This window comes from Deltaproteobacteria bacterium, from assembly GCA_016208165.1.
GTDB lineage: Bacteria > Desulfobacterota > Desulfarculia > JACQYL01 > JACQYL01 > JACQYL01.
Genome location: JACQYL010000045.1, coordinates 1 through 25,597 on the forward strand (window position 1 = coordinate 1; position 25,597 = coordinate 25,597).

The window sequence follows — 25,597 nt, forward strand, 5'->3', positions numbered from 1 at the left end:
TCGTTCCCCCCGCCGGGGAACGATTTTTCTTCGTTCAGCCCATCAGAAATCCCTGAACAGCATCTCGTTGACCTTCTCCGCCAGATTCGACAGGATCTTGTTCAGCGCAACCTTCTGATTGGCATCCGTGGCCAGCGGGTCGTCCGGAACCACCTCGTATCCTTCTTGAAAACTCAAGCCGTTCACGTTTTCAACAGGTTTGTCGCCATCCCGTTTCTCGAGTTGAAACCCCATGGTGAGCGTTACTCTGCGTTCAGACGCATGCTCGTTGGCGCCGTAGGATAAGGGAGAAACGTAGATATCCTGAATCTCGCCTCGAAGAACCACATCCGCCCGATCTTCAGTCACCACTTTCAGCTCGGTCCTACGGTTGAATTCCTCGATGAAGATACGCGTGGCCGTGGTTTCGAGTCCCGGCTCGTTGGTACGGTTCTGCATGACGGGAATGGCGATGGTGCGCATGTCTTCCGGAAGGCTGCCGTGCCGCCCTTTCAACTGATATCCGCACCCTACAAGGAGCAGCCATACGGCCGTCAGGGCCGCAGTGCATCGACTCCATTTACGACACCACAATATTGACCAACCTCCCGGGAACCAGGATCACTTTGCGAACGGTCTTTCCTTCGGTCCACTTCTGAATTCGGGGATCGTCGAACGCCGCTCCCTTGATCGTTTCTGCGTCCGCCTCCCGGGCCACCATAACCTGGCTCCGGAGTTTTCCATTCACCTGGATGGCCAGTTCGATCTCGTCGGCCACCACGGAATCCGGATCGTAGGACGGCCACGGCCGATGCACCAGTTCCGGTGTTTGACCGAGCCGTGACCACAGCTCCTCGGCTATATGTGGGACGAAAGGAAACAGCATGGTCAGGAGCGATTCGACGGCTTCCGAAACCACACTGAGCGCCGTCTTGTTCGAAGGATTTTCCGTATCGATGACCTTATAGATCTGATTGGTTAATTCCATCACGGCGGCTATGGCCGTATTAAAATGGAAGCGATCATCGATATCTTCGGTAACTTTCTTGATGGTCTGGTGGGTCTTTCTGTGCAAATCTTGAAGAGCGCCCTCGAGGGGTGCTCCCCCCCGATACGGTCGGACACCCTTCAAGGCCTCCGCATAATCGTTCACCAGCCGCCAAACCCGATTCAGGAACCGGTACGCCCCTTCAACTCCCTGCTCGCTCCACTCGAGATCCCGTTCGGGAGGCGACGCAAAGAGGCAAAACATCCGCACGGTATCCGCGCCGTAATGATTGATGAGCGTTTCGGGGTCCACCACATTCCGTTTGGATTTGCTCATCTTCACCTTCGGACCCGAAATAACGTCGCTGCCGCACTTCGAGCACTTCGAATCCCGCACCTCGTAAGGATACAAATACCCATGTTTGGGGCACTCGTAGGTTTCATGGCATACCATGCCCTGGGTGAGCAGGTTGGTAAACGGCTCGTCCGCGTCGATCATACCGTAGTCTCTCAGCACCTTGGTGTAGAAGCGGGAATACAACAGGTGCAAAATCGCATGTTCGATGCCTCCGATGTAGTGATTCACGGGCATCCAGTAGTCGGCCTTGCTCCGGTCCAACGGACCGCTTTCATAGTCCGGACAAGCAAAACGCGCGAAGTACCAGGACGACTCGACAAACGTGTCCATGGTGTCCGTTTCCCTCCGCCCCTCCCTGCCGCAGTTGGGACACGGCGCACGAACAAACGAATCCAAATACGGCAAAGGCGAACGGCCGTCGTCCTCGAGATTGGCGTCCTCGGGCAGCACCACGGGCAGGTCTTCTTCGGGCACCGGTACGATGCCGCATTGGTCGCAATAGATGATCGGAATCGGAGCGCCCCAGAAACGTTGTCTCGAGATGCCCCAGTCCCTGAGACGGTAGCTCACCGTTTTATGCCCTATGCCCCGATCGTTCAGGTAATCGGCGATGCGATCGAGGGCCCGGAGGTTCTGAAGACCGTTGAAATCTCCGGAATTCACCAACACGCCTTCATCCACATAGGCCTCCGTCATGGCGGCCGGGTCCAACGGTCGGCCTTCCGGCTGGATCACCACGACGATCGGGAGGTCGTACTTCTTCGCAAACTCGAAATCGCGCTGATCGTGCGCCGGCACCGCCATAACGGCGCCCGTGCCGTACTCCGCGACCACAAAGTTGGCAATATAGATCGGCATCTTTCGGCCCGTCACCGGATTGATGCAGTACCTGCCCGCGAAGACGCCCTCTTTCTCCATCTCGTCCGAGGTGCGTATATACGACTCGACTCGAAGCGTTTTTTCGATAAACGCGTTCACCCCGGACACCTGATCCGTTCCCTGGGCGATTTCCCGCGATCGGGGCAGTTCCGGAGCCATGCACATGAAGGTGGCTCCGAACAAGGTGTCCTGCCGAGTAGTGAATACTTCTATGGGATCGCTTCCGTCTTCCATGGCGAATCGGATGATGGCGCCGCGGCTTTTTCCGATCCAGTTCCTCTGCATGGCCAGCACGCGTTCGGGCCAGCCCGTAAGCTTGTCCGTATATTCGAGCAGTTCCTCGGCATAGTCGGTAATCTTGAAAAACCACCCTTCCATTTCTTTCTGGATGACTTCCGTGTCCGAATGCCGCCAACAGCAGCCGTTCTCGACTTGCTCGTTGGCCAGAACGGTCTGGCATTTCGAGCACCAGTTCACCAGGGATCGCTTCTTGTAGGCCAGGCCGCGCTCGAACATCCGGATAAAGACCAACTGCTCCCAGCGGTAATACGAGGGATCGCACGTGGCAAATTCCCTGGACCAGTCGTAGCTGAAGCCCATCTTCTGCAATTGAGCCTTCATGGCCGCGATATTCCCTCGAGTCCAAACGCCGGGATGAACCTTGTTTTCGATGGCGGCGTTTTCCGCGGGCATGCCAAAGGCGTCCCAGCCCATGGGATGCAGGACATTGAAACCCTTCATCCTTTTGTAGCGCGCCACCACGTCTCCGATGGAGTAGTTGCGTGCGTGGCCCATGTGGATTTTGCCCGATGGATACGGAAACATCTCCAGCAGGTAAAACTTCGTTTTAGAGGGATCTTCCGAAACACGGTCATAACCCTTTTCCGCCCAGTATTTCTGCCACTTCTTCTCGATTTCCAGAGGGTTGTACGGTTGTTCCATGGTTGCTTATTCCCGATGAACCTGTTCGTCGTTGTTTTCCTTGTCAGGAGTTTGCTCTTGCATCGCCTTGTAAATGCTGTCCAGAATGCCGTTCACAAAGCCTCCGGACTCGTCCGTTCCAAACTTCTTGCTCAAGTCGATGGCTTCGTTGATGGACACGATGGGCGGTATATCGTCTCTGAACAGAAGCTCATAAACCGCCATTCTTAGGATATTCCGATCGACCGCAGACATCCGTCCGAGGCGCCAGTTCTCGGCATGTTCCGTCACCATTCGATCCAGTTCGGCCAGATGATCCGCAATTCCAAGGACCTGCTCGCGCACGAAGTCGGACAAAATCCTGGGTGAACAGAAGTTGGATTCATACAGTTTGAGGGCTTCCAACGCCTGCACTCCGGCGGCATCCATCTGATAAAGAATCTGGACGATCTGTTCACGCGCCTTTCGGCGTTTTTCCATGGTCTGTCAAATCTGTTTCAAAAGGTTCGCCATTTCGATGGCCGACACGGCGGCGCTCCAGCCTTTGTTACCGGACTTGGTTCCGGCGCGTTCAACAGCCTGCTCGATGGTATCCGTTGTCAGCACGCCGAAGATGACGGGAACTCCGGTTTCGAGGCCGACCATGGCGACTCCCTTAGCCACCTCGGATGCAACATAGTCAAAATGCGGCGTGGAGCCACGGATCACCGCTCCCAGGCAGATTACCGCATCGTAGGCTCCGCTCTGTGCGAGTTTACGACTCGCCAAAGGAATCTCGAAAGATCCCGGAACCTTGACGATGGTAATTTGGTGTTCGTCCGCACCATGCCGCACGAGCGCGTCCATAGCGCCCTCGAGCAATCGACCGGTGATGAAATCATTGAAACGTCCGACCACAATCCCAAACTTGAGCTGCTCGGCGTTCAGGTGGCCTTCGAGCACAGTGGCCATAAGAGCCCTCCACATTCAGTCGAATGTTAACCCGTTTGTTCTATACCTTGATTAGATGCCCGAGTTTCGCGCACTTCGTGCGTAAGTATCTGAGGTTTTGGGGATTCGCCTCAATCTCGAGGGGCACGCGTTCGACGACCGTAAGTCCATAGCCTTCCAGTCCGATGATTTTTCTCGGGTTGTTCGTCATGAGACGCATCTTACGCACACCGAGGTCGGCCAGGATCTGGGCCCCTATTCCGTAGTCGCGGAGATCCGCCTCGAAGCCCAAAGCCAGATTTGCCTCGACCGTGTCCTTTCCCTGGTCCTGAAGCGCATAGGCTTTGAGTTTGTTAATCAGCCCGATCCCCCGACCCTCCTGGTGCATGTACAGAATCACGCCTTTGCCTTCTTCCTGCACTCTGATCAGGGCCGCGGCCAACTGGTCGCCGCAGTCGCAGCGTAAAGAATGCAACACGTCTCCCGTCAGACACTGGGAATGTACGCGAACCAGCACCTCGTCTCCGGGCTTGATCTCCCCTTTGACCAACGCCAGATGCTGATGTTCGTCCACATCGTTCTCGTACGCGATGGCCTTAAAACGGCCGGCCGGCGTAGGCAACACGGCCGTGGCCGCTCTGCGCACAAGGCGCTCGTTGACCATCCGGTATGCGATAAGATCGGCTATGGTCACGACTTTGAGTCCGTGGAGTTTTGCGAAACGTTCGAGGTCGGGCATACGGCTCATGGTTCCGTCCTCGTTCATGATCTCGCAGATAACGCCTGCGGGCTTGAGCCCGGCCAAACGGGCCAGGTCCACCGAACCCTCGGTCTGCCCGGTACGGACCAGAACCCCCCCCTTGCGGGCCCGAAGCGGAAATACATGTCCCGGCGAGACCAGGTCTTCGTCTCCCGCGTCGTCGGACGTCGCCTTTAGGATCGTGTGGGCGCGTCCTGCGGCGGATATGTCGGCGTACGGGTTGTTTCGGGCGTCGATGGACTGGGTAAAGGCCGTATTGAAAGGGGACGTATTGTCCCGGACCATCATGGGTATCCTCAGCCGATCCAGACGTTCGGGGGTCATGGAAAGACAAATCAGACCACGCCCGTATTTGGCCATAAAATTGATGGCTTCAGGGGTCGTCTTCTCCGCGGCCATGGTCAGGTCGCCCTCGTTCTCCCGATCCTCATCATCCACCAGGATGACCATCCGGCCTTCCCGAATATCCTCGATTGCTTCTTCTATGGTGCTCACAGGCATGAAAACAGCCCTTTTAACTGGTTGCAGCGGTTATGAATCGTTCTCTTTCAGCCTTGGACGGCCTTGGAATGGAAGCTCACAGAAAGCCGCTTCGCGCCAGGCTCTCGAGGGAAACCCCTTCGTTCTTCCGCTCCTGTTCATGACCCCGGCCGGCGAGCATCCGTTCGACGTACTTGCCGATCAGGTCCGTCTCGATGTTGACCTTGTCGCCCTCTTTTCTGAATTGCAGGGTCGTCATCTCGACCGTATGAGGGATCAGGTTTACTTCAAAGAAATTCGACTCGCACTCGTTCACGGTCAGACTGATGCCGTCCACGGCCACGGATCCTTTCGGCGCCACATACCTGGACAACGATTCCGGGATCGAGACCCTGAGCCGAATCGAGGCCAGCCGCGGTCTTTTTATCAGGATCGCTCCCACCGCGTCAATATGGCCCGATACGAGGTGTCCTCCGAGCCGATCCGAAAGGCGCAACGCTCTTTCGAGGTTCACCAGGTCGCCTTGTTTCAGCACGCCCAGATTGCTGCGGCTAATGGTCTCCTCGGACACATCGAAATCGTACCGGTCCCCTTTCAGGGACGCGACGGTCAGACATACGCCGTTAATGGAAATGCTTTCTCCCAACCTCACATCCGTGAAGCCGGGAGCATCGAGCACCAGTCTCGCGTCGCCGCCCTTGAGAAGCAGCCGGTTCACCCGACCCATGCATTCCACCAATCCGGTGAACATGAAAATCGCGCCTCGCTATTCCTTCGACGACTCGCCGGCCCGTCAGGAACCGGTTAGGTCCATGTCGTAAAGGACATCAAACAGGCCGGGTTCTTCCATCAAGCCGGCAATGGTTTCCGCAGATACCCTTCGAGCAGCAGATCATCCCCGAAGCGGCGGTGTTTGACGTTGTATACCTTCATACCATCCGCCATCCGCCGGATGCCGAGATCCCCGAACATACCCGGGGCGTCTTTTCCACCGATGATTTTTGGCGCATAGAAGAAGTAAATCTTGTCAGCCAATCCCGAACGCAGGGCCGATGCGGCCACCCGACTTCCTCCTTCAATCAGCACGGAGGTCACTTTGCGCCGGGCCAGCTCACTGATCACCTCGGGAAACGAAACCCAGTCGCCGTCGGCCGTCACCTGGATCACCTCCGAGCCGGCGGCCTCGATTTCGCGAATCTTTTCAGCGGCCGCCCCTTTTCGGGTGAACACGATCAATCCGGCCTCGGAATCCGCATTGAACACCTTCCGGTCGGACCGGATGTTCAATCCGCTGTCCAGAATCACCCGTATGGGATCGGATCCGTATTTGCGTCGGCACGTCAATTGCGGATCGTCGGCCATAACGGTGCCCCTTCCCACCATGATGGCGTCCGCTCCGGCCCGCAGCTTATGCACGAAATTTCGGGAGCGTTCGTTGGTGACCCATTTCGAGTCTCCCATAGAAGTGGCGATCTTCCCGTCCAAGGAAGCAGCCACTTTGATCGCCAAGAACGGCCGGCCCTGCGTTACGTAGGTGGTGAACGCCTCGTTCAGGTGCGCGCACTCGAGTTCCAGCACACCCGTCGTTACCTCGATCCCCCGCTCCCGCAACAACGGCGCGCCGCCACCCCGAACCGCCGGGTTGGGGTCCATCTGCCCTATAACCACCCTGCGGACACCACTGTCCAGGACCGCCTGCGTGCACGGAGGCGTTCTCCCGTAGTGATTGCAGGGCTCGAGGGTTACGTAGAGGGTCGCTCCACGCGCCGCTTCTCCCGCTTCCTCGAGTGCGATCCGCTCCGCATGCGGCTTCCCGGCTTTGGCATGGTAGCCACGGCCGACGATCGAATGCTCCCGGACCACCACGGCGCCCACCATGGGATTCGGAGAGGTGCGCCCCCATGCCTTTCTGGCGAGTTGCAGCGCCAGGCGCATGTACTCCTTATCCGTTTTCGGTATCCCAGTCATTGGTCTTTTTCTTCCGCTCCTTGATCAGCTCCTCGAGTTCGGACATAAACTCGTTGACGTCTGCAAACTGTCTGTAAACGGAAGCGAATCGGACATAGGCGACCTCGTCCCACTCTTTGAGTTTTGCGATGACCTTCTCCCCGATTTCCCGGCTGGGAACCTCCTTCTTCGAGCTTTCCTGATACCCTCTTTCGATCTCCTCGAGAAATGCCTCAATTTTTTCGACGCTCACGGGCCGCTTTTGAACCGCCTTCCTGATACCGTCGTAGATTTTGCTCCGGCTGAACGGCTCCCTGCGATTATCCTTCTTCACAACCATGGGCAGAATCTCTTCCACCCGTTCGTAGGTGGTGAACCTGCGGCCGCAACCGGCGCAATCTCGTCGCCTGCGGATCGCCGTTCCCTCCTTGCTCAGTCTGGAGTCGATGACTTTATTTTCTGTTCCGCCGCAATAGGGGCATTTCACGTTGGAGGTACTCCGTGGGATGGCAAGCAATCAGAAGGTGTCAGGTTATCGACCGTCTAAGATCTCCGGTGAGCGCCGACGGCGAAACGCGCGGACCGCCTAGCTATTTCCGTCGAAGCTCGCTGCCGGCCGGGTTTAAAGGAAAGCGCATTTTCCGGAACGAAGAAACGCCCGGGAAGTTCAGGTCCCCTCCGTTCCGGGTATGGGAAACTCGGCACAGAATTCCTTGACGTCATCAGCGGTTTTCTGAATTCGTCTTTCGTCCTCCGGAGAGGATAGCACATCCACAATACGGTCGGCTATCCATCTCATTTGGTCTTCTTTCATACCGCGCGTTGTAACCGCCGGTGTGCCGATGCGAATACCGCTGGTCTCGTTGGGGCTCCTCTGTTCAAATGGAATCACGTTCTTGTTGAGGGTAATACCGGCTCGATCCAGGACATCCTCCGCCACGGCGCCGGTCATCCCAACGTCGGACAGGTCCACCAGCATCAAATGACAGTCGGTGCCACCGGTGATGATTTTCAACCCCTTGCCCGCGAGAGCCTCGGCCAAGACCTTGGCGTTTCTGACCACCTGAAGTGAATAGTCCGCAAAATCCGGCTGCATAGCTTCCTTGAAAGCCACGGCCTTGGCGGCGATGGTGTGCATCAAGGGGCCTCCCTGCATGCCGGGGAACATGTGGCGGTCCAATTTCTTGGCGTGCGCTTGACTGGAAAGGACGAAGCCACCCCTCGGCCCCCGGAGTGTTTTATGCGTCGTGGAGGTCACGAAATCGGCATGGGGTACGGGTGACGGAAAGACTCCTCCTGCGACCAGACCGGCGAAATGGGCCATATCCACCATAAACATGGCTCCCACCTCTTTGGCGACACGAGCAAAGCCCTCGAAGTCGATGATCCTCGGATACGAGCTGCCTCCGGCGATGATGATTCTCGGCTGGTGTTCCCGAGCGACTTTTTCCACCTGGTCCATATCGATCCGATAGGTAACCGGATCCACTCCGTAGGAGACGACCTTGTACAGCCGTCCCGAGAAGCTGGCGGGACTGCCGTGGGTCAGGTGTCCGCCGTGACTCAGATCCATTCCCATGATCGTATCCCCGATTTTCAGAACGGAGAAGAAGACCGCCATGTTGGCCTGGGATCCTGCATGAGGCTGGACGTTGGCATGGTCCGCATGAAAAAGCGTTTTGGCTCTTTCGATGGCCCAAGTCTCCACCATATCCACATATTCGCACCCGCCATAAAATCGGCGACCCGGATACCCTTCCGCATACTTGTTGGTCAGGAGGGAACTTTGCGCCTCGATTACGGCCCGACTGACATAGTTCTCGGATGCGATCAGGACGATCTTTTCGGACTGGCGCTTTACTTCCATCTGGATAGCATGCGCAATTTCAGGATCGATCTGTTTCAAGTGCTCCATCATCGAATTCCGCTTCTTATATTCATCCAGCCATGGACCACACGGCTTATTATCCATTGACAGCATTTCTCGCGCCCATCCGTAAAACCGGAACCTTAGGAAGTTTACTCATAAGCCCGTTTCCTCGAGATTCCGGAACGGATCTTGCTTCGGACCCGGACTCATGGGAACGCGAAACGCCGCTTACTTCCGGCGATCAAGGACTTTCGAATGCGCCGCGCTCCCCTCGAGCGAAACCGCCGGACGGTATTCCAGCCCGGAAACTTCTCGGAGCGCGATCTTGGTACGGCAAAGCGGCATGTACGAAGCGGTATATACGTACCGCAGGACCCGACAGCCCAACCATCGGGCTCAATAACACGCCCCTTAGAAGCGAACGATTGTTCTGTAAGGTTCCGGGCTAACCCTCCCACCGCTTAAATATCAGGCACGCATTGGTGCCCCCAAATCCGAACGAATTGCTCATAACCACATTCACGCGGGCTTTTCTAGCCTTATTGGGCACTACGTCGAGGACGATTTCGGGGTCCGGCTCGTCATAGTTGATAGTCGGGGGAATGATTTCTCTTTCCAGGGTCAGAACGCTGAATATAGCCTCCACACCCCCGGCGGCGCCGAGCAGGTGTCCTGTCATGGACTTCGTCGAACTGACCGGCATGGTCTGCGCGTGAGAGCCAAAAACCGCGTGTAGTCCACCATTTCCGGTGCCAGGGCGGCGGATTCAAGGGCCAGCCTCATACACCGGGCCGCTCCCTCGCCCTGTGGCGCCGGCGCCGTCATGTGATACGCATCGCTACCCAAACCGTAGCCGATCAATTCGGCCCCTATCCGGGCTCCCCGATTCCGAGCATGTTCCAGAGACTCGAGAATCACGACGCCGCTCCCCTCTGCCATGACAAATCCATCCCGGTTTTTCTCAAAGGGACGGGACGCCTTTTCCGGCTCATCGTTCCGCTCGGAAATCGCGCGCATGGCGCAAAATCCACCCAGCGCCAACGGCGTGATCACGGCCTCGCTTCCGCCGCAAATCATGACATCCGCCAGCCCGGCCTGGATAAGCTTGTAGGATTCGCCTATGGCATGGGAGCCTGCCGCACATGCCGTGGAAACGCTCAGATTTGGTCCTTTGGTTCCGAACATGATCGAGATCTGTCCCGGAGCCATATTGCCTATGAGCATAGGAATGAAGAACGGGCTGATTTTCTGAGGCCCCTTTTCCTGCAGCACCGTGTGGAAGTATTCGAGGGACTGCAACCCTCCGAGTCCGGTACCGATGTAGGTGCCTATCCGTTCAGGGTTGTTCTTGCCGATCTCGAGGCCGGAATGATCGAGGGCCATCCGCGCCGCAGCGATGGCAAAGTGGATGAACCGGTCCACACGCCGGACGGACTTCTTGTCCATGAAGTCCTCCGGGTTGAACCCTCTGACTTCCGCGGCGATCTTTGTTCGAAAAGCACTAGCGTCGAACAGCGTGATAGGCCCGACGCCGCTGGATCCTTTGCACAGATGATCCCAGGTTTCCTCGACCCCGATGCCCAAAGGCGACACCAGCCCATATCCTGTAACGACGACTCGCTTGCCCACAAACAACTTCCTTTCAGGGACTCCCCAGGTTAGGACTTGTGTCCCTCGATGTAGGCCACGGCATCTTTCACCGTACGGATTTTTTCGGCTTCCTCGTCGGCGATTTCTACGTCGAACGCTTCTTCCATCGCCATGATCAGTTCCACCAGATCCAGGGAGTCGGCGCCCAGGTCGTCCACAAATGAAGCGTCGTCCACTACGTCCGCCGCATCCACGCCCAATTGTTCACAAATGATGTCTTTTACTTGCTTTGCAATGGAAGACATTGCATTTCCCTCCGAATTAGGATTAATTTCCTGTCTCTAACAAACCCGACCGAAGCGGGGAATTCCCACCGGCTCAGGTACGGGCCGATTAGTACAGGCCGCCGTTTACATGGATAATCTGACCCGTGATATACTTTGATCTATCCGAACAAAGAAATTCCACAAGGTCGGCTACCTCTTCCGGGGACCCCATACGGCCCATGGGAATGGACTCCAGGAAGGCCTGTTTGGCTTTTTCCGGCAAATTCGCCGTCATTTCCGTATCGATAAAGCCGGGAGCCACGGCGTTTACGTTGATGTTCCTCCCGGCCAGTTCCTTGGCAATCGTCTTCGTGAACCCCATGATCCCGGCTTTCGAAGCAGCGTAGTTGGCTTGGCCGACATTACCTATAGCGCCCACAACGGATGCGATGTTCACGATCTTACCTTGTCGCTGCTTCATCATAGCGCGACCTACCGCCTTGCTGCAGTTGAACACGCCTTTGAGGTTCACATCGATCACTAAATCCCACTGTTCCTCCTTCATCCGCACGAAGAGGGAATCCATGGTGATTCCGGCGTTGTTCACCAGCACATCGATGCGGCCGAACGCCTCGATCATTTCTCCCACGTAGCGATCCACTTCTTCCGCATTCGCGACGCTGAAAAAATACACGTACGCCTTGGCGCCGAGATGTTCAACCTCGGAGGCCGTAACCCGGGCAGCTTCGTCGTCTTTGTCGTAATGGTTGATCAGTAAGGTATCCCCGGACCCGGCCAGTTTCAACGCTATGGCCCGCCCGATACCTCTCGATCCACCCGTAACAAGAATGACTCGACCTTTACTCTCCAAACCGGAACTCCTCTCACACAACGCTGCTGACGGTTACGCTCCGCCTCGCGGAGGTTTCTCTCATCCGCCGCTGACCGAACTTCCCGCTCGGCGAACGGAACACCTCGTTCACTGCCCCAGTTCTCTCTTGATCTGATCGATTATCTCGGGCACGATCTCGAACAAATCGCCCACAATGCCATAGTCCGCCACTCGAAAGATCGGAGCCTCGGGATCCTTATTGATGGCTACGATTACATCGGATGACTGCATCCCCACCAGATGTTGTACGGCTCCCGAAACGCCGCAAGCGATATACAGTTTGGGACATACGGTCCTTCCGGTTTGCCCTACCTGGTGCGCGTACCCGATCCATCCCGAGTCCACGGCGCCCCGTGTCGCACCCACGGCCCCGTTCAGGAGTTCCGCCAACTCCCTAAGCAGATCGAAATTCTTAGCCTCCCGAAGCCCGCGTCCCCCCGTGACAATGACATCCGCCTCGGACAAGTTGATGCGATCATCCAGGTCTTTGACAACTTGGAGAACGCGGATGAGACCACCATGGCCGGCCGGTATCCCATCAACCGGTACAATCTCTCCCCGACGTCCTTCTTCCCTGGTCGCACGTTTCATCACTTTGGGTCGAACGGTAGCCATTTGGGGCCGCCGGTCGGCGCACACGATGGTGGCCATGATGTTTCCACCGAAAGCCGGGCGGGTCTGGAGAAGCGCCCTATCTTCGGCGCGAATGTCAAGGCCGGTGCAATCCGCGGTCAAGCCGGTTTCGAGCATGGTCGCCAGCCGGGGAGCCAGGGAGCGACCGATGGCGGTGGCTCCCAGGAGCAGTACGGACGGCCGGTGCTCGAGCACCAGATCGGCGATCGATCGAGCGTAGGTATCCTCGTGATAGTGAAGGAGATCGGCATGGTTCATCAGGTACACACGATCCGCGCCGTATCGGATCATTTCCTGCGCGGCGGACTCCATGTCGTTGCCCAACAGCACGGCGCACAGATCTTCATTCAACTTCTCGGCGAGTTTGCGGCCTTCCCCCAGCAACTCGAAAGACACACCCGCTACCTGCCCGTCGCGCTGTTCGCCGACGACCCACACCCCTCGATACGCTTCGGTCCCACGCTCGGTACGGGTCTTGTGAAGGATCGTTATCGCCTCGAAGGCGCAGGCCTCTTCACATGCGCCACAGAGGTTGCACCCGTCGCCGACCACGGCGGTTCCGTCCACGATCTCAATCACGCCGAAAGGACATGCTTCTACGCAGCTCTCGCAGGCCGTGCATTTTTCCTGATCGATCGATATACTCATTGCGTTAGGTCAATGGTCCGTTCAAGTGCTCTTTTGGGGTAGTTTGGGACGGTCTTTTACATTCCGGAGAGCCCGGTGTCAACCCATCCACTGCGGTCAAAGCGGATTCAGGCGGTTTGTCAGTGTCTGTCGCGTCCGGCTATGAGAGCTTGATCACCTGATCTTCTTTCAAACGTCGGATCAGATGGGCTACCTGAACCTCCGGTTCCCCTTCAAGAAGTTCCCGGCCGCCACGCGGTTCCGGTGCGAAAATGCGTTCGACCCAGGTAGGCGATCCCGCAAGGCCCACCACGGTTTCGGCAAGCCCGATGTCCTCGCATCCCCAGATCGGAATCTCGATCTTCTTGGCGCGCATTTTTGCTTTGAAGGAAGGCACCCTGGGCTCTCCGATTTCCTTCACTACGGTAATCAAGGCAGGCAGCCGTATTTCCACCACATCATACCCGTCGTCCATCATCCGGTGGATAACCATCCTGCCGTTTTCGATCCCCTGAATCTTCTTCACGAAAGCCGCATGAGGCACCTTCAGGTTCTGCGCCAAACCCGGCCCCACCTGGGCCGTGTCTCCGTCGATGGCTTGTTTTCCACAAATCACGAGATCAAAGAGACCCATTTTCGTGATACCGGCCGCCAGGGTTCTCGATGTGGCGAGTGTGTCGGCGCCCGCAAATCTCCGGTCGCTCAAAAGGACGGCTTCGTCCGCACCATAGGATATCGCTTCTCTCAGGGCGCTTTCCGCTTGAGGAGGCCCCATCGAAATCACTGAAACCTTGCCATCGAGTTCGTCTTTGATCCGAAGCGCGGTTTCCAGCGCATACAGGTCGAAAGGGTTGACGATGCTCTCCACCCCTTGGCGTTGCAGCGTGTTCGTGACCGGATCGATCTGGATGTTTTTGCTGTCAGGCACCTGTTTCAGGCAGACGATCACGTTCATGGATCTTACCTATTTCTTCCGCGTATATTCTTTGTTCAGGGCCTGCCCGATGATGTTCCGTTGGATCTGGTTCGTGCCTTCATAAATCTGCAGTATCTTGGCGTCCCGCATCATCTTCTCAACGGGATATTCCCGCATGTACCCGCTGCCTCCCAGTACCTGCACCGCGTCGGTGGCCACCTTCATGGCCACATCGGTGGGAAACACTTTCGCCATGGCGCTCTCTTTGGACACGTCCTTCGGATCACTGTCCACGTAACGCGCAACACTGTAGACCAGAGCCCGCGCCGCTTCCACGGAAATCGCCATATCGGCCAACATGTGCTGAACCGCTTGAAAACTGATGATGGGGACTTCGAACTGGACTCGAGTCTTGGCGTATTTCACCGCCTCGTCCAGAGCGCCTTGAGCGAGGCCCACCGCCTGGGCTCCCACACCGGGGCGCGAATGATCGAAGGTCCTCATGGTGACGAGAAACCCGGCGCCGGGCTTGCGGATGACCCGATCCTTAGGAATGCGGCAGTCCTCGAAGATGAGCTCCCGCGTGGTCGAAGCCCGGATCCCCATCTTCCGTTCTTTCTTCCCAAAACCAAATCCCGGATCCCCCTTTTCAACGATGAACGCCGTAGCCCCACGGGGTCCCTTGGATTTGTCCGTGACCGCGACCACCGTATAAATCTCGGCTTCTCCCCCGTTCGTAATCCATTGCTTGGTGCCGTTGATTACGTATTCGTCCCCATCCAACACCGCGGTAGTCTGTATGCCGCCCACGTCGCTGCCCGCGTTGGACTCGGTGAGACCGAAAGCGGCCAGGGATTGGCCGGAAGCGACGCGGGGGAGATAGGTCCGTTTCTGTTCTTCGGATCCGCTCAGCAAAATGGGGTAGGCCCCGAGTCCGCTTGCAGCAAATGTAGTCGCCACACCGCAGCAGGCCCTGCTAAGCTCTTCCACGGCAAGACAGTTTTCCAGGCACCCCATGCCAAGTCCGCCATATTCTTCCGGAATTACTATTCCGAACAAATCCGACTGGGCGAGATCTTTCATGATGTCATGCGGAAAAATCTCATGTTCGTCCAGTTCGGCTCTCACCGGAATCACTTTGGTCTCGGCGATCTGTCGGGCGAGATCTCGAATCATCTGCTGTTCTTCAGTAAGAAAATAGTCCATCCGACGCTCCTACGAAACCCCTTCCCCTTTTTCGGGCTGAGAACTCATCTCCTCTTGGGAAAACCGGGCGAGTCCCCTCGCCAGATGCTCGTTTACCCGGTTCTGAACGACTTCCCTGGCCGCTCGTACGGCATTCTTGATCGCTTTAGCCGGAGAAGAGCCGTGACATACGATACCCGCTCCGTTGACGCCCCTGGCGAAGAAGAATCCCAACCGGCTCATCCATTCTTTCTTGGCCTCTTCCACCAGCATGATCTTAAACACCTGTCCGAGACCTTCGGTGAGCTTCAAGCAAACATTGCCCACAAAACCGTCGCAGATGATGACCTGTGCTTTACCCGAAAAGATGTCTCGTCCTTCTACGTTTCCGATAAAATTCAGGTTGGTGTTTCGCAGCAGCTCATGGACGTGCTTGACCAGTTCGTTCCCCTTGGAACTCTCTTCCCCGATACTGAGCAGCCCTACTTGCGGGTTCTCGATGTGCAGAACGCTCCTCGCGTAGATGTCTCCCATTATGGCGAATTGGAAAAGATGCCGCGGCTTGCAATTCACATTGGCGCCCACATCGATGACCACAATGGGACCCGAAAGGGATGGAAAAACACCCGCGATAGCAGGACGATCCACGCCGACGGTTCGACCCAGCACCAAAGCCGCACCCGTCATGATGGCGCCGGAATTGCCCGCACTCACTACTCCGTGTACTTTGCCCTCTTTGACCAGGTTGAAAGCCACCCGTATGGAGGAGCCCTTCTTTTTCTTAAAAGCGGCTGCAGCGGGCTCATCCATCTCAATGAATTCCGGGGCGTCGCATATTTCGATGAGCTCGGCGGGGACGTCCTCCACCTCGCTCAGCGCATGGCGGATGGCCGCCTCTTGTCCCACCAGGACCACGGGACAGCCAAACTCCCGGGCAGCCCAGACCGCCCCGTGAACCGGAGCCTGTGGCGCAAGGTCACCGCCCATGGCGTCTACGGCAATTCGGATGTCGTCCCGACTCGTTGAATCGCTCACGATCTCACCCGGCGGAGATAAGGCTCAGATTCAGCTTAGTCTTCCGTCTCGATATAAGTCCGCCCCCGGTAAGTGCCGCAACTCGGACACGCCCGGTGGGGCATTTTGGGCTCCGCACACTGAGCGCACAAAGACAGTGAAGGTGAGGATAGCTTATCGTGGGAACGGCGCATATTCTTGCGCGATTTGGACTTTCTGTGTTTAGGTACGGCCATGATCAGCCTCCGAAATTTGCTAGATCTTCAATTTCTTCAAAACGGAAAACGGACTCTCCGGACCGTTATCCGAACACTGACAGGGCGTCCGGTTACGGTTGGCTCCGCATTTCGGACAGATCCCCAGGCATTCTTCGCCACACACGTGTCTTAGCGGGAGCGAAAGTATGATCTGTTCCTGAACGATGGGCTCCAGATCAAACTCTTCCCCCTCGTAGGAGGTAATGTCCAGATCCTGAGAAGTAAGTTCAACGGACTCCGCACCCGCTTCCCGCAAGAGGTCCGCCGAAACCAGGACGGCGTAAATTTGCGCATGCACGGGCTGCGAATAGTTCTCCAAACACCGGTCGCATGCCAAAGTCACCGTGGTTTCCATTTCACCCCGAACCACAAAATAGTCGCCGGACCGTTCAACCCGGACACGACCCGTCCGCGATTGGCTTGTAACTCCGGTCACGCACCCTTTTCACGTACAAAATCACTTGACCTCCGGGGAATCGTTGTCCATAATCTGGACGTCGGAAAAGGGCTCCTTACTTGTGGTTTTTTCAATAGAAATGGACCCGAACAGGACTTGGAGCCGGACAGATTTCCCGTTTGCCTGCACCTCAATGTGACTGAAATAGCCGCTCAGCGGAGATCATCGAAGAAAACGGAAAGAGGCGATAGGATCATGTTACCCAAAATAAAACGGCTGTGGCCGGCGATGATGTCGGTTGCATTTCTGGTATTGGTGAGTAGTGCTTTCGGACAGGAGACCGAGAAAACCGGACCCGCGAACGAGCCACTTTCGTTGGAGGATTGTATCCGGATCGTTCTCGACAAAAATTCCGACATACTTATCGCAAGAGACGAGATTAACGCCGCCGTCGAGCGAAAGAACCAGGCTCGATCGGAATTCCTGTTCAAAGCCAATACGACTTACAGCTACACCCGACTGAACGAAGCACCGGAGCTTCAAAGTATCCGCTTTCCGGGCATACCCCAGAATCTTGAAATTGGCACCGTCAACAACTGGGATTGGAAGACTGAATTCAACCAACCCGTGTTCGCCGGATTCGCACTAGTGACTTCCTACGAATTAGCCAAACTGGGCATCGATGTCGCGCACGTGGACCTGGAAACCACCAAACTGAATCTGATCGTACAGACCAAGGTCGCTTATTTCAATCTGCTCCTGGCGGAGAAGGGAACCATCGTCGCCGAGGACGCGGTCGTGGGCTTCGAGGCCCAGGCCAAGGTGGCCAAGGACTTTTTCGATGTCGGAATGACTCCGAAAAACGACTACCTCAAGGCGCAAGTCGAGGCGGCCAATGCCCGCCAGAACTTGATTCGAGCGAAAAACCTCGTTGAAATCCGGCGGGCGGAGCTGAACAACCTACTCCGGTACCCTGTTGATATGAACACCCAGGTGGTAGACGTCATGAACTACGCACCCGTACCCTACACGCTGGATTACGCTTTTGAACAGGCGTACCAAAATCGACCCGAGCTGAAGGCCGCCCGCTTCAACACGGAATCCGCTCAAAAAAACGTCAAGTTGGCTCAATCTGAATACTATCCTAACCTCGGATTGACCTTTGCGTACGAAAAAATGGGGGACACGTGGAAAGTCAGTGGCTCGGAATTCGAGGTTCAGGAGGTTTGGTCGCTAACTGCAGGAGTGGATTGGACCTTTTGGGAATGGGGAAGGACCTTTCATTCCGTATCCGAAAACCGGGTTAGGGTCAGACAAACCGAGGAGGCAGAACGACAACTACGAGAACTCATCGCTCTTCGGGTCAAAGAAGCTTTTTTGAATCTGCGCGAGTCCGAGAAAAATGTGCCGGTGGCGCAAACCTCGATCGAGCAGGCTGAAGAAAACCATCGCATGAGCGTGGAGAGATACAAAGAGCAGGTCACTACGAACACGGAAGTTTTGGATGCTCAAACGCTCCTCTCTCAAGCCAAAGACAATTACTACGGTGCGTTGTATCGCTACAACGTAGCCTTAGCGCAATTACGTGTGGCCATGGGACTACTGGATTGAGGAATCCGGGATAACGGCGGATCCTTCCTCCGGTCGGGATCCCGGTCCCCGGCGACGCTAACGGGGTCCCTGTCCGCGTCTATCTAAAGAACCGCGTTCCTCCTGATTACGGGAGTCCGCATTCTCATTATAAATAGAAAGGTGCGAAAACAACCATGAATTCGAAGAACTATTGGAAACTGATTGCGCCGCTGGCGGTAGCCATTGCAGCCATTCTCCTTTCCTTCACTCTCCAGCCGCTGCCCGTTTCAAATGCCGGCTCGGACGCCACCTACGAAAAGCTCAAAGTTTTCACCTCCGTCCTCAACGAAATCGAAAACAAGTACGTGGAAGAGGAAAACTCGGAAAAGCTGATCTATGGCGCCATTCGGGGCATGGTGAAGGTATTGGACCCTCATTCCGCCTTTCTTGCTCCGGAAGAGTACAAGGAGCTGCGCATTGAAACCAAGGGTGAATTTGGCGGCATAGGTATCGAGATTACATTGCGGGAAGGCATCTTGACCGTGGTATCTCCCATCGAAGATACTCCGGCCTACCGCGCCGGAGTCAAAGCGGGTGACAGGATCATCAAGATCAATGGAAAAGTGACCAAAGACATGAGCCTGCTGGACGCGGTCAAGCTGATTCGAGGTCCCAAGGGAGAAAAAGTGTTGCTCACCATCCTGAGGGAAGGCGAGACCAGACTGCTCGACATTCCCGTGGAACGCGACATTATCCAGATCCAGAGTGTGAAATGGAAACCGATTGGCGAGGATATAGCTTATGTTCGGGTTTTGGCTTTTCAGGATCGGACGATCGAAAAAATGAAGGAAGCATTGCAGTCACTATCCGTCGGGGAAAAACCCTACAAAGGACTGATCCTCGACCTGCGAAACAATCCGGGAGGCCTTTTGGATCAGGCCGTAAAAGTCAGCGACGCCTTCCTTTCCGAAGGCCTGATTGTTTTCACCAAAGGCCGGATGCAAAACCAGAATATGCGTTTTTACGCCGACGAGGATATCTTCGTTCCCAAGGATCTGCCGATGATCGCTCTGGTCAACGAGGGAAGCGCCAGTGCTTCCGAGATTGTCGCCGGCGCCCTGCAAGACCATCGGAGGGCCATTATCCTGGGTACTCAGACGTTCGGCAAAGGATCCGTTCAGACCATCATTCCTCTGGAGGACGATTCGGGCCTCCGACTGACCACCGCTCTGTACTATACGCCCAGCGAGCGCTCGATCCAGGCGAAGGGCATTACGCCGGACGTAACGGTGGAAATGGCGCCGCGCCCCCAAGAGAAAGAGGAGGAGACGGAAAAGGAAAAGGAAAAACGTTTCCTAAGGGAAAAGGATCTGTTTCACCATCTTGAAAATTCAGAAGAACCCATGATTCAGCAAGACACTCAGACAGCGCCCGAGGAACCCCTGCAGGAGGAAGTTCCCCAAGAAGAGATGAAGGAAACACCGGAACCGGAGAAAGAGAGTCAAGATACCCAGCTCAACCGGGCCGTCGAACTACTCCGGACGTGGAATATTTTCAGCAAACTCAAACCGCAAGCCGCCGCTGAATGACATCGTGGGGGAACTCCCAACTGAAGGAGTTCCCCCACCCCGCCTTCGTATCGGATTCCGGCCCCGGCGAACTCCCTAAAATCGGCCGCATAGTTCAATTTCCATAGAGCCTCGCCCGCCCCAACTCAAGCGTTTGTTCGGAATTGGTCGTTTCGTGGTTCCTATTCCGGGATACCCGAACCTCCGATTCCCAAAAGAACGATACTACCCGTGCACGAAAAAGGGTATACTACGAGACTCTCTTTGCAGCGGCGTCACCACAGGCGCACCTTTTGGGGGGGCAGAAACATGCATATGAGAAAAGCACGGCTCCTGTTCATAAGCAATGCCATGTTCTTCGGGAATTTCGTGGCCAATCTGGCGGGTTGGGGCGCCGTGGAGCTTGTCACCAGTGCGGCGTTACCCCAGGGCGCAAGGGATGCCGTCCCGGCTCTTCGCATGATGGGAATGGTGTTCCCGTTTTTCGCCTTCCTGTTCGGCGCCCTGGGCACCTTCTGGTACGAACTCCCCTACCGCCGGTATCTCAAGGCCATGTACGAACAGCGGGAAGTCCCATCCGAGGAACAGCTCGCAGCTCGCCGGAGGTTGCTGAACGAGCCCTATTTCGCGGTGGTTCTTGACTTTGCTATCTGGTGTGTCGCCGCTCTCGTCTTCTCAACGTCGGCCTGGACCCATCCCGCGGCCAGACATATGGTGTATGGCATTGCCTTCAGATCCATCGTCACGGCTTTAATCACCGTCACGTTTGCCTTCTTCCTCATCGAGCACATTCTGCAGCACAGAGTGACGCCTCTTTTCTTTCCGGCCGGGGATCTGCACTCGACTCCGGGCGTGCTTCGTATCCGGATCGGCACCCGTCTAGCGGCTCTCATCTTCGCCTGCAGCATCGTTCCCTTGAGCGCCATTCATCTGACCATTCATTTCTCACACCGCATGGCGGTCAGCGGGAGGATCGCGCCCGAGGAAATCCTGCAGGCGTCTCAGTCGATCATATGGATCGAAACACTCGTCTTCCTGCTTTTTTCCGTTGCGTTAGCGTTCTTCCTCACCATCAACATCACCCGACCTCTCTCGGAAATCACCAAAGCTCTCGAAGAGGTCAAGCAAGGTGTATTCGATCGAAAAGTGCGTGTGACGTCCAACGACGAGATAGGCTACACCGCCGACATGATCAATCGCATGACGGAAGGGCTGAGGGAACGGGACTTCATCAAGGAGACCTTCGGCAAGTACGTCACCAGGGAAATCAGGGATGAAATCCTCGAGGGTCGCATTCCATTGGACGGCGAACTGAGGGAAGCCACGGTCCTTTTCTCCGACATCAGGGGCTTTACAGGATTTGTCGAGGCTACGCCTCCCCGGGAAGTGGTCAGGATCATCAATGGCTACTTCGGGGAAATGGCCGAGGCCATACGGCAACATGGGGGACTCATTCTGCAGTTTATCGGGGACGAAATCGAAGCGGTTTTCGGCGCTCCCATCGCCAGGCAGGATCATCAGCAGTTGGCGGTCAAGGCAGCCCTGGAAATGCGGAGAAGGTTGACGCTATTCAATTCGGAACTGAATCAGCGCGGACACCGGGGGATCAATCACGGCATAGGCGTTCATACGGGAAGAGTTCTGGCCGCCAATATTGGAAGTCCCGAACGTCTTTCCTATGCCCTCGTGGGCGACACGGTCAACGTGGCCTCCCGTATACAGGGACTCAACAAGCAGTTTGACACGGATATTCTCGTCAGCGCCGCCACGCGGGCGGGATTGAATGAAGAGTTTGACCTGAAGAAACTGCCCTCCACGATGGTTCGAGGCAAAACCGAACCCTTGGAGATCTTTCGATTGTTTTGATGCCTCACGCACCTAGCCCTCGGCTAGGGTGTCCTTCCTCCGGCCTTTTCGAAGTAGGCGTTGGCTTTTTCCATATCCATGATATTTTCTTCGCAGATCTGTCCCAATTGGCGATAGACGTCCTTATTCTTCGGCTCGATCTTCGAGCACGTTTCAAATGTGGTCAGGGCTTCCGGGTACCGTTTGCCCTGTTTCAACAAAACGCCCAGGTTGTAGCAGGCATCGAAATAGTCCGGACGCAGAGCCAATGCCTCGTGAAACCGATTGATGGCATCGGTTTGATTTCCCCGACCGTGGGCAATAACACCCAGACAATAGGAATCCGGGGCTTCCCGAGGTTCCGTTCGGGCCAGATCCAGAAACAAGGGCTCGGCTTTTTCATATTCCTTCCGGTTGAAATACAGCGTGGCGAGCGTTCGAACGAGCGTTTTGGATTGGACCGTTTTGACGGCTTTTTCCAGAGTGTGCATGGCCTCGTTTTCCTCGTTGCTCCGAAGCAGGAGGTCGGTCAGACGCTGCCAGAGTTCGGCGTCGTTCGGCTCCGTGCCGAGCAGTTCGAGATAGATCTTCCGCGCCGACTGGGGATCATTCGTCCGCTCGTATAAGTAGGCCATCCGGCGCCGCGTATTGGGCCATCCGGGGTAGAGCCGCTCCACCTGGTTGTAGGCTTCCAGCGCCTTTTGGTGCTTACCCGTTCTCTGATACACTTCAGCAAGCAGGTTCCAGGCCAGCAAATCGTTCGGATAATCCTCGAGGGAAGCGGTAAGATGTGATTCCGCTTTGGCCAGTTGACCCTGGTTGTAGGCGTCCACGGCCTTCGAGTATTCCTTGAAAAAAGGCGCAGCCGTAAGATCCTCGCCTTGCGCCCCCGATGAAAGGAGCAGCACGACGCCTAGCACAAGCAGTGAGCATATGAGAGACTCTGTCCGGAACAAGCGCATCCGTCTTCCTCTACGAATTGCTTATATCTGTCGCATGGGCTCGAACATGCTCCTCGCGACCCAATCTCTGTCTACGATCATCGTTCGCGTGGTTCGAACGTTTCAGGAGTAACTGAAGACGGCAGGAACAAAGCACGAATCAGCCCCGTTCGTCAAGTTGTCCATGTCGGAGGCCTCGCCCTTTCATCGGTCCATGGAAAAAGCGTAAGGCCGCTTTCTTCGTTCGCTTTGTCCCAAAGCAACCCAAACGGAATGGGAATGGAACAGGGGGATTCCGTTATAGCTGTATCCCCCCTGTTGATTAAGAAACCATGTCCGGCCTTTAGATGAGTCCTCATCCAGCCGCCAGGGCCGGAGGAGGACAAACATACGTTCAAAGGCGCGCGAACCGCGCCATTGGTTTGTGCTCCGGAAATGGATCTTGTCCCGTGATCTCGTACGTTTTCACGTGACGTTCGTCTTCTGTCAGCCGGCCATCGGAGATCCTGAGAAAGCGATCCGCATACTCCGCCGCATCGTGACTGTGCGTAACCATAATGATGGTTACTCCGTCGCGGTTGAGACCCTGGAACAGCCGCATGATTTCCCGGCCGGTTTTTGTATCCAGATTGCCAGTGGGTTCGTCCGCGAGCAAGAGGGGAGGCTCGTTGACAATCGCTCTCGCAATGGCCGCCCGCTCCTGTTCTCCTCCGGAAATCTGGTTTGGCAATCGTTTTGCCTTGTCCGCCAGCCCTACTCGATCGAGCGCCGTTTCGGCCATGGCGCGTTTTTGCCTGGCGCTCATTCGGATCGTGGCCACGGGCAGCATCACGTTTTCGATCAAGGACAAATACGGGATCAGGTGAAAGCTCTGGAATACGAATCCTAAGAACTCCCTTCTGAACTCCGCCCTTTGTTCCGAACCCAGGGCGTATACGTCGATGTCGTCCACCAGGTAACGTCCTTCGGTGGGTGTATTCAGAGCGCCCAGCATGCTCAAAAGGGTTGACTTGCCGGAACCGGATTCACCCATAATCGCGATGAATTCGCCTTCTTCCATGCCGAAGTTGATTCCTCTTACAGCCGTAACCGCCGTTTCCCCGACACCGTACCGCTTGACGAGATTCTCCGCTTGCATAGTATTCATAGTTCTTCTCCTACAATGCTCTCAGGGCTTCGTTGGGATCCATCCGAGCGGCTTGAAGCGCCGGATAGGTGCTCGAAACGAGGCCCAGAACCAGCGACAGCGACAGAACTCCCCCGGCCAATACCGGATCGAAATGCAGCGCTACGTGCTGACTTTCCGTAAAGAACGGTATGGCGAACCGAGTACCGGCGAGGCCCAGGATATACCCCAGCACGCCTGCCAATACGGAAATGATCGCCGCCTCGAACAGAACGATCTGCATCACCTGGCTCTTCTTGTAACCAATGGCGCGAAAGATGCCGAACTCGGAAGTACGTTCCCTCACGCTGCCCATCATGGTCACCAGGACAACAAGAGCTCCCACGGCCATGACGAGACCCGAAAGCCCGTACACGACTTTTCGAAGATGACCCAGTGTTTCCATGCGACCTTTCACAACTTGCTTGATGGCCATCACCTTGGCGCCGGGAAGGACACCGGAAATCTGTTTCACCATTTCCTCAATAGGGCATCCCGCGCACAGGGCGGCCACTTCGGCCATGGAAATCTTCCCCTCTTTGCCCAACATCGACTGGGCCATGCTCAGCGGCGCGAAGAGGATCTGATCGTCCTGCGATCCAGTAGGTTCCAGGATTCCCGTAACGATCAGTTCCCGGCCATCGATCTCGAACCGGTCTCCCTGGCGAATTTCAAGGATCCGAGCCGCTTCCGAGCCTGCCAGCACGCCTTGTCCCACCGGCATTTCACCATGTACGTTCCACCAGGGTCTCAGATACGACACTACCTCGAAATCCACTCCTGCCAGAAGCACGTTCTGACCGCGTATTTGGAGCGGACCCAATACCATTGGTCCGACCGCGGCCACGTTCCCGGCATTTTTGATCGTTACAATTTTCCCCAGGTCCTCTTGCCGGAGCTCTTGCATGTCAAACGAAAACCCTCCTATAGAGAGACCTCCATACGTGAGGGAGAGGTTCTCGGTTTTCGGGAGCACCAGAATGTTGGCCCCGTATTTTTCCAGTTTGTGGTTGATGTCCATGGTCAGGGTGTCCACCAGGCTGACAAACGCCACCACGGAGGAAACACCGACCAGGAGCCCTACCAGCACAAACGCTGCTCTTGCTTTACGGCGTTTGAGGTTGCACAGCGCGATGGTTCTCAACGTCATAATCAGCCCCTATCGGCGAAATCGAAATATTGTTTTCCCTCGAGGATGTCCGCCGCCTTGATCACCAGATTGTCCCCCACAATCTGCCGGTGAAGCGGCGCCGGATTGCATCCGCCTTTGACTTCGTTGATCAAGACGGAAGCAAAGCGTCTTCCGCAATTGCGGCAGATCATCTCGTCACCCTGCTGAACGTACCCTTTTCCAGCCGGCCAGCAGACGTCGCACGCATCAAAAGCGGCGCGGATAACCCCGTCGGAGCTTTTGAGGATGAAGTATTTTATGTTGTATGCGCCGTGCTGATACGAGAAATGCTTGACCTCCCCGTTTTCGAACATCTGAACCGGATAGGCCACCTCCTGCTCGGAAACGGGCTCCCCGGATGCGGTCTGTGTTTGAGCCGCCGTCTGGGCCACCGGTGAAATCGCGACAGGTTTTCGATCGCCCGCTCCAGTGAAAAAGGCGGCTCCG

Annotated in this window: 24 protein-coding genes and 1 pseudogene; 3 read left to right on the forward strand and 22 right to left on the reverse strand. The window is 56.1% G+C overall.

Annotated elements, in window-relative coordinates; all coding sequences use genetic code 11:
* Window positions 1–42 precede the first annotated feature (42 nt).
* From HY788_09085 to HY788_09170, 18 genes and pseudogenes are all read right to left on the reverse strand, one after another.
* Complete coding sequence (locus HY788_09085) at window positions 43–573, reverse strand: LptE family protein (GenBank protein ID MBI4774316.1); 531 nt, start codon at window positions 571–573, stop codon at window positions 43–45.
* Window positions 560–3,145: a leucine--tRNA ligase gene (locus HY788_09090; GenBank protein ID MBI4774317.1), complete on the reverse strand. Its 2,586-nt coding sequence runs from the start codon at window positions 3,143–3,145 to the stop codon at window positions 560–562. The genes HY788_09085 and HY788_09090 overlap by 14 nt, the downstream gene beginning before the upstream one ends.
* A 6-nt stretch (window positions 3,146–3,151) precedes the next feature.
* The gene (gene nusB / locus HY788_09095; GenBank protein MBI4774318.1) at window positions 3,152–3,604 is read right to left on the reverse strand and encodes a transcription antitermination factor NusB; all 453 of its coding nucleotides are present in this window, start codon (window positions 3,602–3,604) and stop codon (window positions 3,152–3,154) included.
* 6 nt (window positions 3,605–3,610) lie between these two features.
* Complete coding sequence (locus HY788_09100) at window positions 3,611–4,075, reverse strand: 6,7-dimethyl-8-ribityllumazine synthase (protein ID MBI4774319.1); 465 nt, start codon at window positions 4,073–4,075, stop codon at window positions 3,611–3,613.
* Window positions 4,076–4,115: 40 nt separating this feature from the next.
* Complete coding sequence (locus tag HY788_09105; protein ID MBI4774320.1) at window positions 4,116–5,315, reverse strand: bifunctional 3,4-dihydroxy-2-butanone-4-phosphate synthase/GTP cyclohydrolase II; 1,200 nt, start codon at window positions 5,313–5,315, stop codon at window positions 4,116–4,118.
* A gap of 76 nt (window positions 5,316–5,391) precedes the next feature.
* Entirely contained in the window at window positions 5,392–6,045 is a 654-nt protein-coding gene (locus tag HY788_09110; protein ID MBI4774321.1) for a riboflavin synthase, read from the reverse strand.
* 98 nt (window positions 6,046–6,143) lie between these two features.
* Window positions 6,144–7,262 (reverse strand): bifunctional diaminohydroxyphosphoribosylaminopyrimidine deaminase/5-amino-6-(5-phosphoribosylamino)uracil reductase RibD, encoded by a 1,119-nt coding sequence (gene ribD, locus HY788_09115; protein MBI4774322.1) that lies wholly within the window; start codon window positions 7,260–7,262, stop codon window positions 6,144–6,146.
* Window positions 7,237–7,728 carry a transcriptional repressor NrdR gene (gene nrdR / locus HY788_09120; GenBank protein ID MBI4774323.1) on the reverse strand — a complete coding sequence of 164 codons (492 nt, stop codon included), beginning with the start codon at window positions 7,726–7,728 and terminating at the stop codon, window positions 7,237–7,239. The genes ribD and nrdR overlap by 26 nt, the downstream gene beginning before the upstream one ends.
* Window positions 7,729–7,908: 180 nt before the next feature.
* Complete coding sequence (locus HY788_09125; protein ID MBI4774324.1) at window positions 7,909–9,156, reverse strand: serine hydroxymethyltransferase; 1,248 nt, start codon at window positions 9,154–9,156, stop codon at window positions 7,909–7,911.
* A gap of 400 nt (window positions 9,157–9,556) precedes the next feature.
* Window positions 9,557–10,740 (reverse strand): annotated as a pseudogene (locus HY788_09130) (beta-ketoacyl-[acyl-carrier-protein] synthase II).
* A 29-nt stretch (window positions 10,741–10,769) separates the two neighbouring features.
* Window positions 10,770–11,006 carry an acyl carrier protein gene (acpP, locus tag HY788_09135; GenBank protein ID MBI4774325.1) on the reverse strand — a complete coding sequence of 79 codons (237 nt, stop codon included), beginning with the start codon at window positions 11,004–11,006 and terminating at the stop codon, window positions 10,770–10,772.
* A gap of 88 nt (window positions 11,007–11,094) precedes the next feature.
* Complete coding sequence (gene fabG / locus HY788_09140; GenBank protein MBI4774326.1) at window positions 11,095–11,838, reverse strand: 3-oxoacyl-[acyl-carrier-protein] reductase; 744 nt, start codon at window positions 11,836–11,838, stop codon at window positions 11,095–11,097.
* A gap of 108 nt (window positions 11,839–11,946) precedes the next feature.
* Window positions 11,947–13,140 carry a 4Fe-4S binding protein gene (locus tag HY788_09145; protein ID MBI4774327.1) on the reverse strand — a complete coding sequence of 398 codons (1,194 nt, stop codon included), beginning with the start codon at window positions 13,138–13,140 and terminating at the stop codon, window positions 11,947–11,949.
* Window positions 13,141–13,279: 139 nt separating this feature from the next.
* Window positions 13,280–14,074, reverse strand: coding sequence for an electron transfer flavoprotein subunit beta/FixA family protein (locus tag HY788_09150; GenBank protein MBI4774328.1), 795 nt, complete (start codon window positions 14,072–14,074; stop codon window positions 13,280–13,282).
* A 9-nt stretch (window positions 14,075–14,083) separates the two neighbouring features.
* Window positions 14,084–15,241 (reverse strand): acyl-CoA dehydrogenase family protein, encoded by a 1,158-nt coding sequence (locus HY788_09155; GenBank protein MBI4774329.1) that lies wholly within the window; start codon window positions 15,239–15,241, stop codon window positions 14,084–14,086.
* A gap of 9 nt (window positions 15,242–15,250) precedes the next feature.
* The gene (gene plsX / locus HY788_09160) at window positions 15,251–16,228 is read right to left on the reverse strand and encodes a phosphate acyltransferase PlsX (protein ID MBI4774330.1); all 978 of its coding nucleotides are present in this window, start codon (window positions 16,226–16,228) and stop codon (window positions 15,251–15,253) included.
* A 62-nt stretch (window positions 16,229–16,290) separates the two neighbouring features.
* Window positions 16,291–16,470 (reverse strand): 50S ribosomal protein L32, encoded by a 180-nt coding sequence (gene rpmF / locus HY788_09165; GenBank protein ID MBI4774331.1) that lies wholly within the window; start codon window positions 16,468–16,470, stop codon window positions 16,291–16,293.
* A 19-nt stretch (window positions 16,471–16,489) separates the two neighbouring features.
* On the reverse strand, window positions 16,490–16,927 hold the full coding sequence (locus HY788_09170; GenBank protein ID MBI4774332.1) for a DUF177 domain-containing protein: 438 nt from the start codon (window positions 16,925–16,927) through the stop codon (window positions 16,490–16,492).
* 216 nt (window positions 16,928–17,143) lie between these two features.
* Between HY788_09170 and HY788_09175 the strand changes: the two genes are divergently transcribed.
* From HY788_09175 to HY788_09185, 3 genes are all read left to right on the forward strand, one after another.
* Window positions 17,144–18,499, forward strand: coding sequence for a TolC family protein (locus HY788_09175; protein MBI4774333.1), 1,356 nt, complete (start codon window positions 17,144–17,146; stop codon window positions 18,497–18,499).
* 155 nt (window positions 18,500–18,654) lie between these two features.
* Window positions 18,655–20,049 (forward strand): S41 family peptidase, encoded by a 1,395-nt coding sequence (locus HY788_09180; GenBank protein MBI4774334.1) that lies wholly within the window; start codon window positions 18,655–18,657, stop codon window positions 20,047–20,049.
* Window positions 20,050–20,343: 294 nt separating this feature from the next.
* Complete coding sequence (locus HY788_09185) at window positions 20,344–21,894, forward strand: HAMP domain-containing protein (protein ID MBI4774335.1); 1,551 nt, start codon at window positions 20,344–20,346, stop codon at window positions 21,892–21,894.
* Between the two features lie 23 nt (window positions 21,895–21,917).
* On the opposite strand, the gene HY788_09190 is transcribed toward HY788_09185, so the two are convergent.
* From HY788_09190 to HY788_09205, 4 genes are all read right to left on the reverse strand, one after another.
* The gene (locus tag HY788_09190) at window positions 21,918–22,835 is read right to left on the reverse strand and encodes a tetratricopeptide repeat protein (protein ID MBI4774336.1); all 918 of its coding nucleotides are present in this window, start codon (window positions 22,833–22,835) and stop codon (window positions 21,918–21,920) included.
* A gap of 373 nt (window positions 22,836–23,208) precedes the next feature.
* A complete protein-coding gene (locus HY788_09195) occupies window positions 23,209–23,961 on the reverse strand; it encodes an ABC transporter ATP-binding protein (GenBank protein MBI4774337.1) in 753 nt (250 codons plus the stop codon).
* Between the two features lie 10 nt (window positions 23,962–23,971).
* The gene (locus HY788_09200; GenBank protein MBI4774338.1) at window positions 23,972–25,129 is read right to left on the reverse strand and encodes an ABC transporter permease; all 1,158 of its coding nucleotides are present in this window, start codon (window positions 25,127–25,129) and stop codon (window positions 23,972–23,974) included.
* 2 nt (window positions 25,130–25,131) lie between these two features.
* Window positions 25,132–25,464: a DUF2318 domain-containing protein gene (locus HY788_09205; GenBank protein MBI4774339.1), complete on the reverse strand. Its 333-nt coding sequence runs from the start codon at window positions 25,462–25,464 to the stop codon at window positions 25,132–25,134.
* Between the last annotated feature and the right edge of the window lie 133 nt (window positions 25,465–25,597).

What these genes read in the sequence shown, in the direction of transcription:
- HY788_09090 (MBI4774317.1), bottom strand. Translation starts at nt 3,145, where the DNA reads ATGGAACAACCGTACAACCCTCTGGAAATCGAGAAGAAGTGGCAGAAA.
- nusB (MBI4774318.1), bottom strand. Translation starts at nt 3,604, where the DNA reads ATGGAAAAACGCCGAAAGGCGCGTGAACAGATCGTCCAGATTCTTTAT.
- HY788_09100 (MBI4774319.1), bottom strand. Translation starts at nt 4,075, where the DNA reads ATGGCCACTGTGCTCGAAGGCCACCTGAACGCCGAGCAGCTCAAGTTT.
- HY788_09105 (MBI4774320.1), bottom strand. Translation starts at nt 5,315, where the DNA reads ATGCCTGTGAGCACCATAGAAGAAGCAATCGAGGATATTCGGGAAGGC.
- HY788_09110 (MBI4774321.1), bottom strand. Translation starts at nt 6,045, where the DNA reads ATGTTCACCGGATTGGTGGAATGCATGGGTCGGGTGAACCGGCTGCTT.
- ribD (MBI4774322.1), bottom strand. Translation starts at nt 7,262, where the DNA reads ATGACTGGGATACCGAAAACGGATAAGGAGTACATGCGCCTGGCGCTG.
- HY788_09125 (MBI4774324.1), bottom strand. Translation starts at nt 9,156, where the DNA reads ATGGAGCACTTGAAACAGATCGATCCTGAAATTGCGCATGCTATCCAG.
- acpP (MBI4774325.1), bottom strand. Translation starts at nt 11,006, where the DNA reads ATGTCTTCCATTGCAAAGCAAGTAAAAGACATCATTTGTGAACAATTG.
- HY788_09145 (MBI4774327.1), bottom strand. Translation starts at nt 13,140, where the DNA reads ATGAGTATATCGATCGATCAGGAAAAATGCACGGCCTGCGAGAGCTGC.
- HY788_09150 (MBI4774328.1), bottom strand. Translation starts at nt 14,074, where the DNA reads ATGAACGTGATCGTCTGCCTGAAACAGGTGCCTGACAGCAAAAACATC.
- HY788_09155 (MBI4774329.1), bottom strand. Translation starts at nt 15,241, where the DNA reads ATGGACTATTTTCTTACTGAAGAACAGCAGATGATTCGAGATCTCGCC.
- rpmF (MBI4774331.1), bottom strand. Translation starts at nt 16,470, where the DNA reads ATGGCCGTACCTAAACACAGAAAGTCCAAATCGCGCAAGAATATGCGC.
- HY788_09175 (MBI4774333.1), top strand. Translation starts at nt 17,144, where the DNA reads ATGTTACCCAAAATAAAACGGCTGTGGCCGGCGATGATGTCGGTTGCA.
- HY788_09180 (MBI4774334.1), top strand. Translation starts at nt 18,655, where the DNA reads ATGAATTCGAAGAACTATTGGAAACTGATTGCGCCGCTGGCGGTAGCC.
- HY788_09185 (MBI4774335.1), top strand. Translation starts at nt 20,344, where the DNA reads ATGAGAAAAGCACGGCTCCTGTTCATAAGCAATGCCATGTTCTTCGGG.
- HY788_09190 (MBI4774336.1), bottom strand. Translation starts at nt 22,835, where the DNA reads ATGCGCTTGTTCCGGACAGAGTCTCTCATATGCTCACTGCTTGTGCTA.
- HY788_09195 (MBI4774337.1), bottom strand. Translation starts at nt 23,961, where the DNA reads ATGAATACTATGCAAGCGGAGAATCTCGTCAAGCGGTACGGTGTCGGG.
- HY788_09200 (MBI4774338.1), bottom strand. Translation starts at nt 25,129, where the DNA reads ATGACGTTGAGAACCATCGCGCTGTGCAACCTCAAACGCCGTAAAGCA.
- HY788_09205 (MBI4774339.1), bottom strand. Translation starts at nt 25,464, where the DNA reads ATGTTCGAAAACGGGGAGGTCAAGCATTTCTCGTATCAGCACGGCGCA.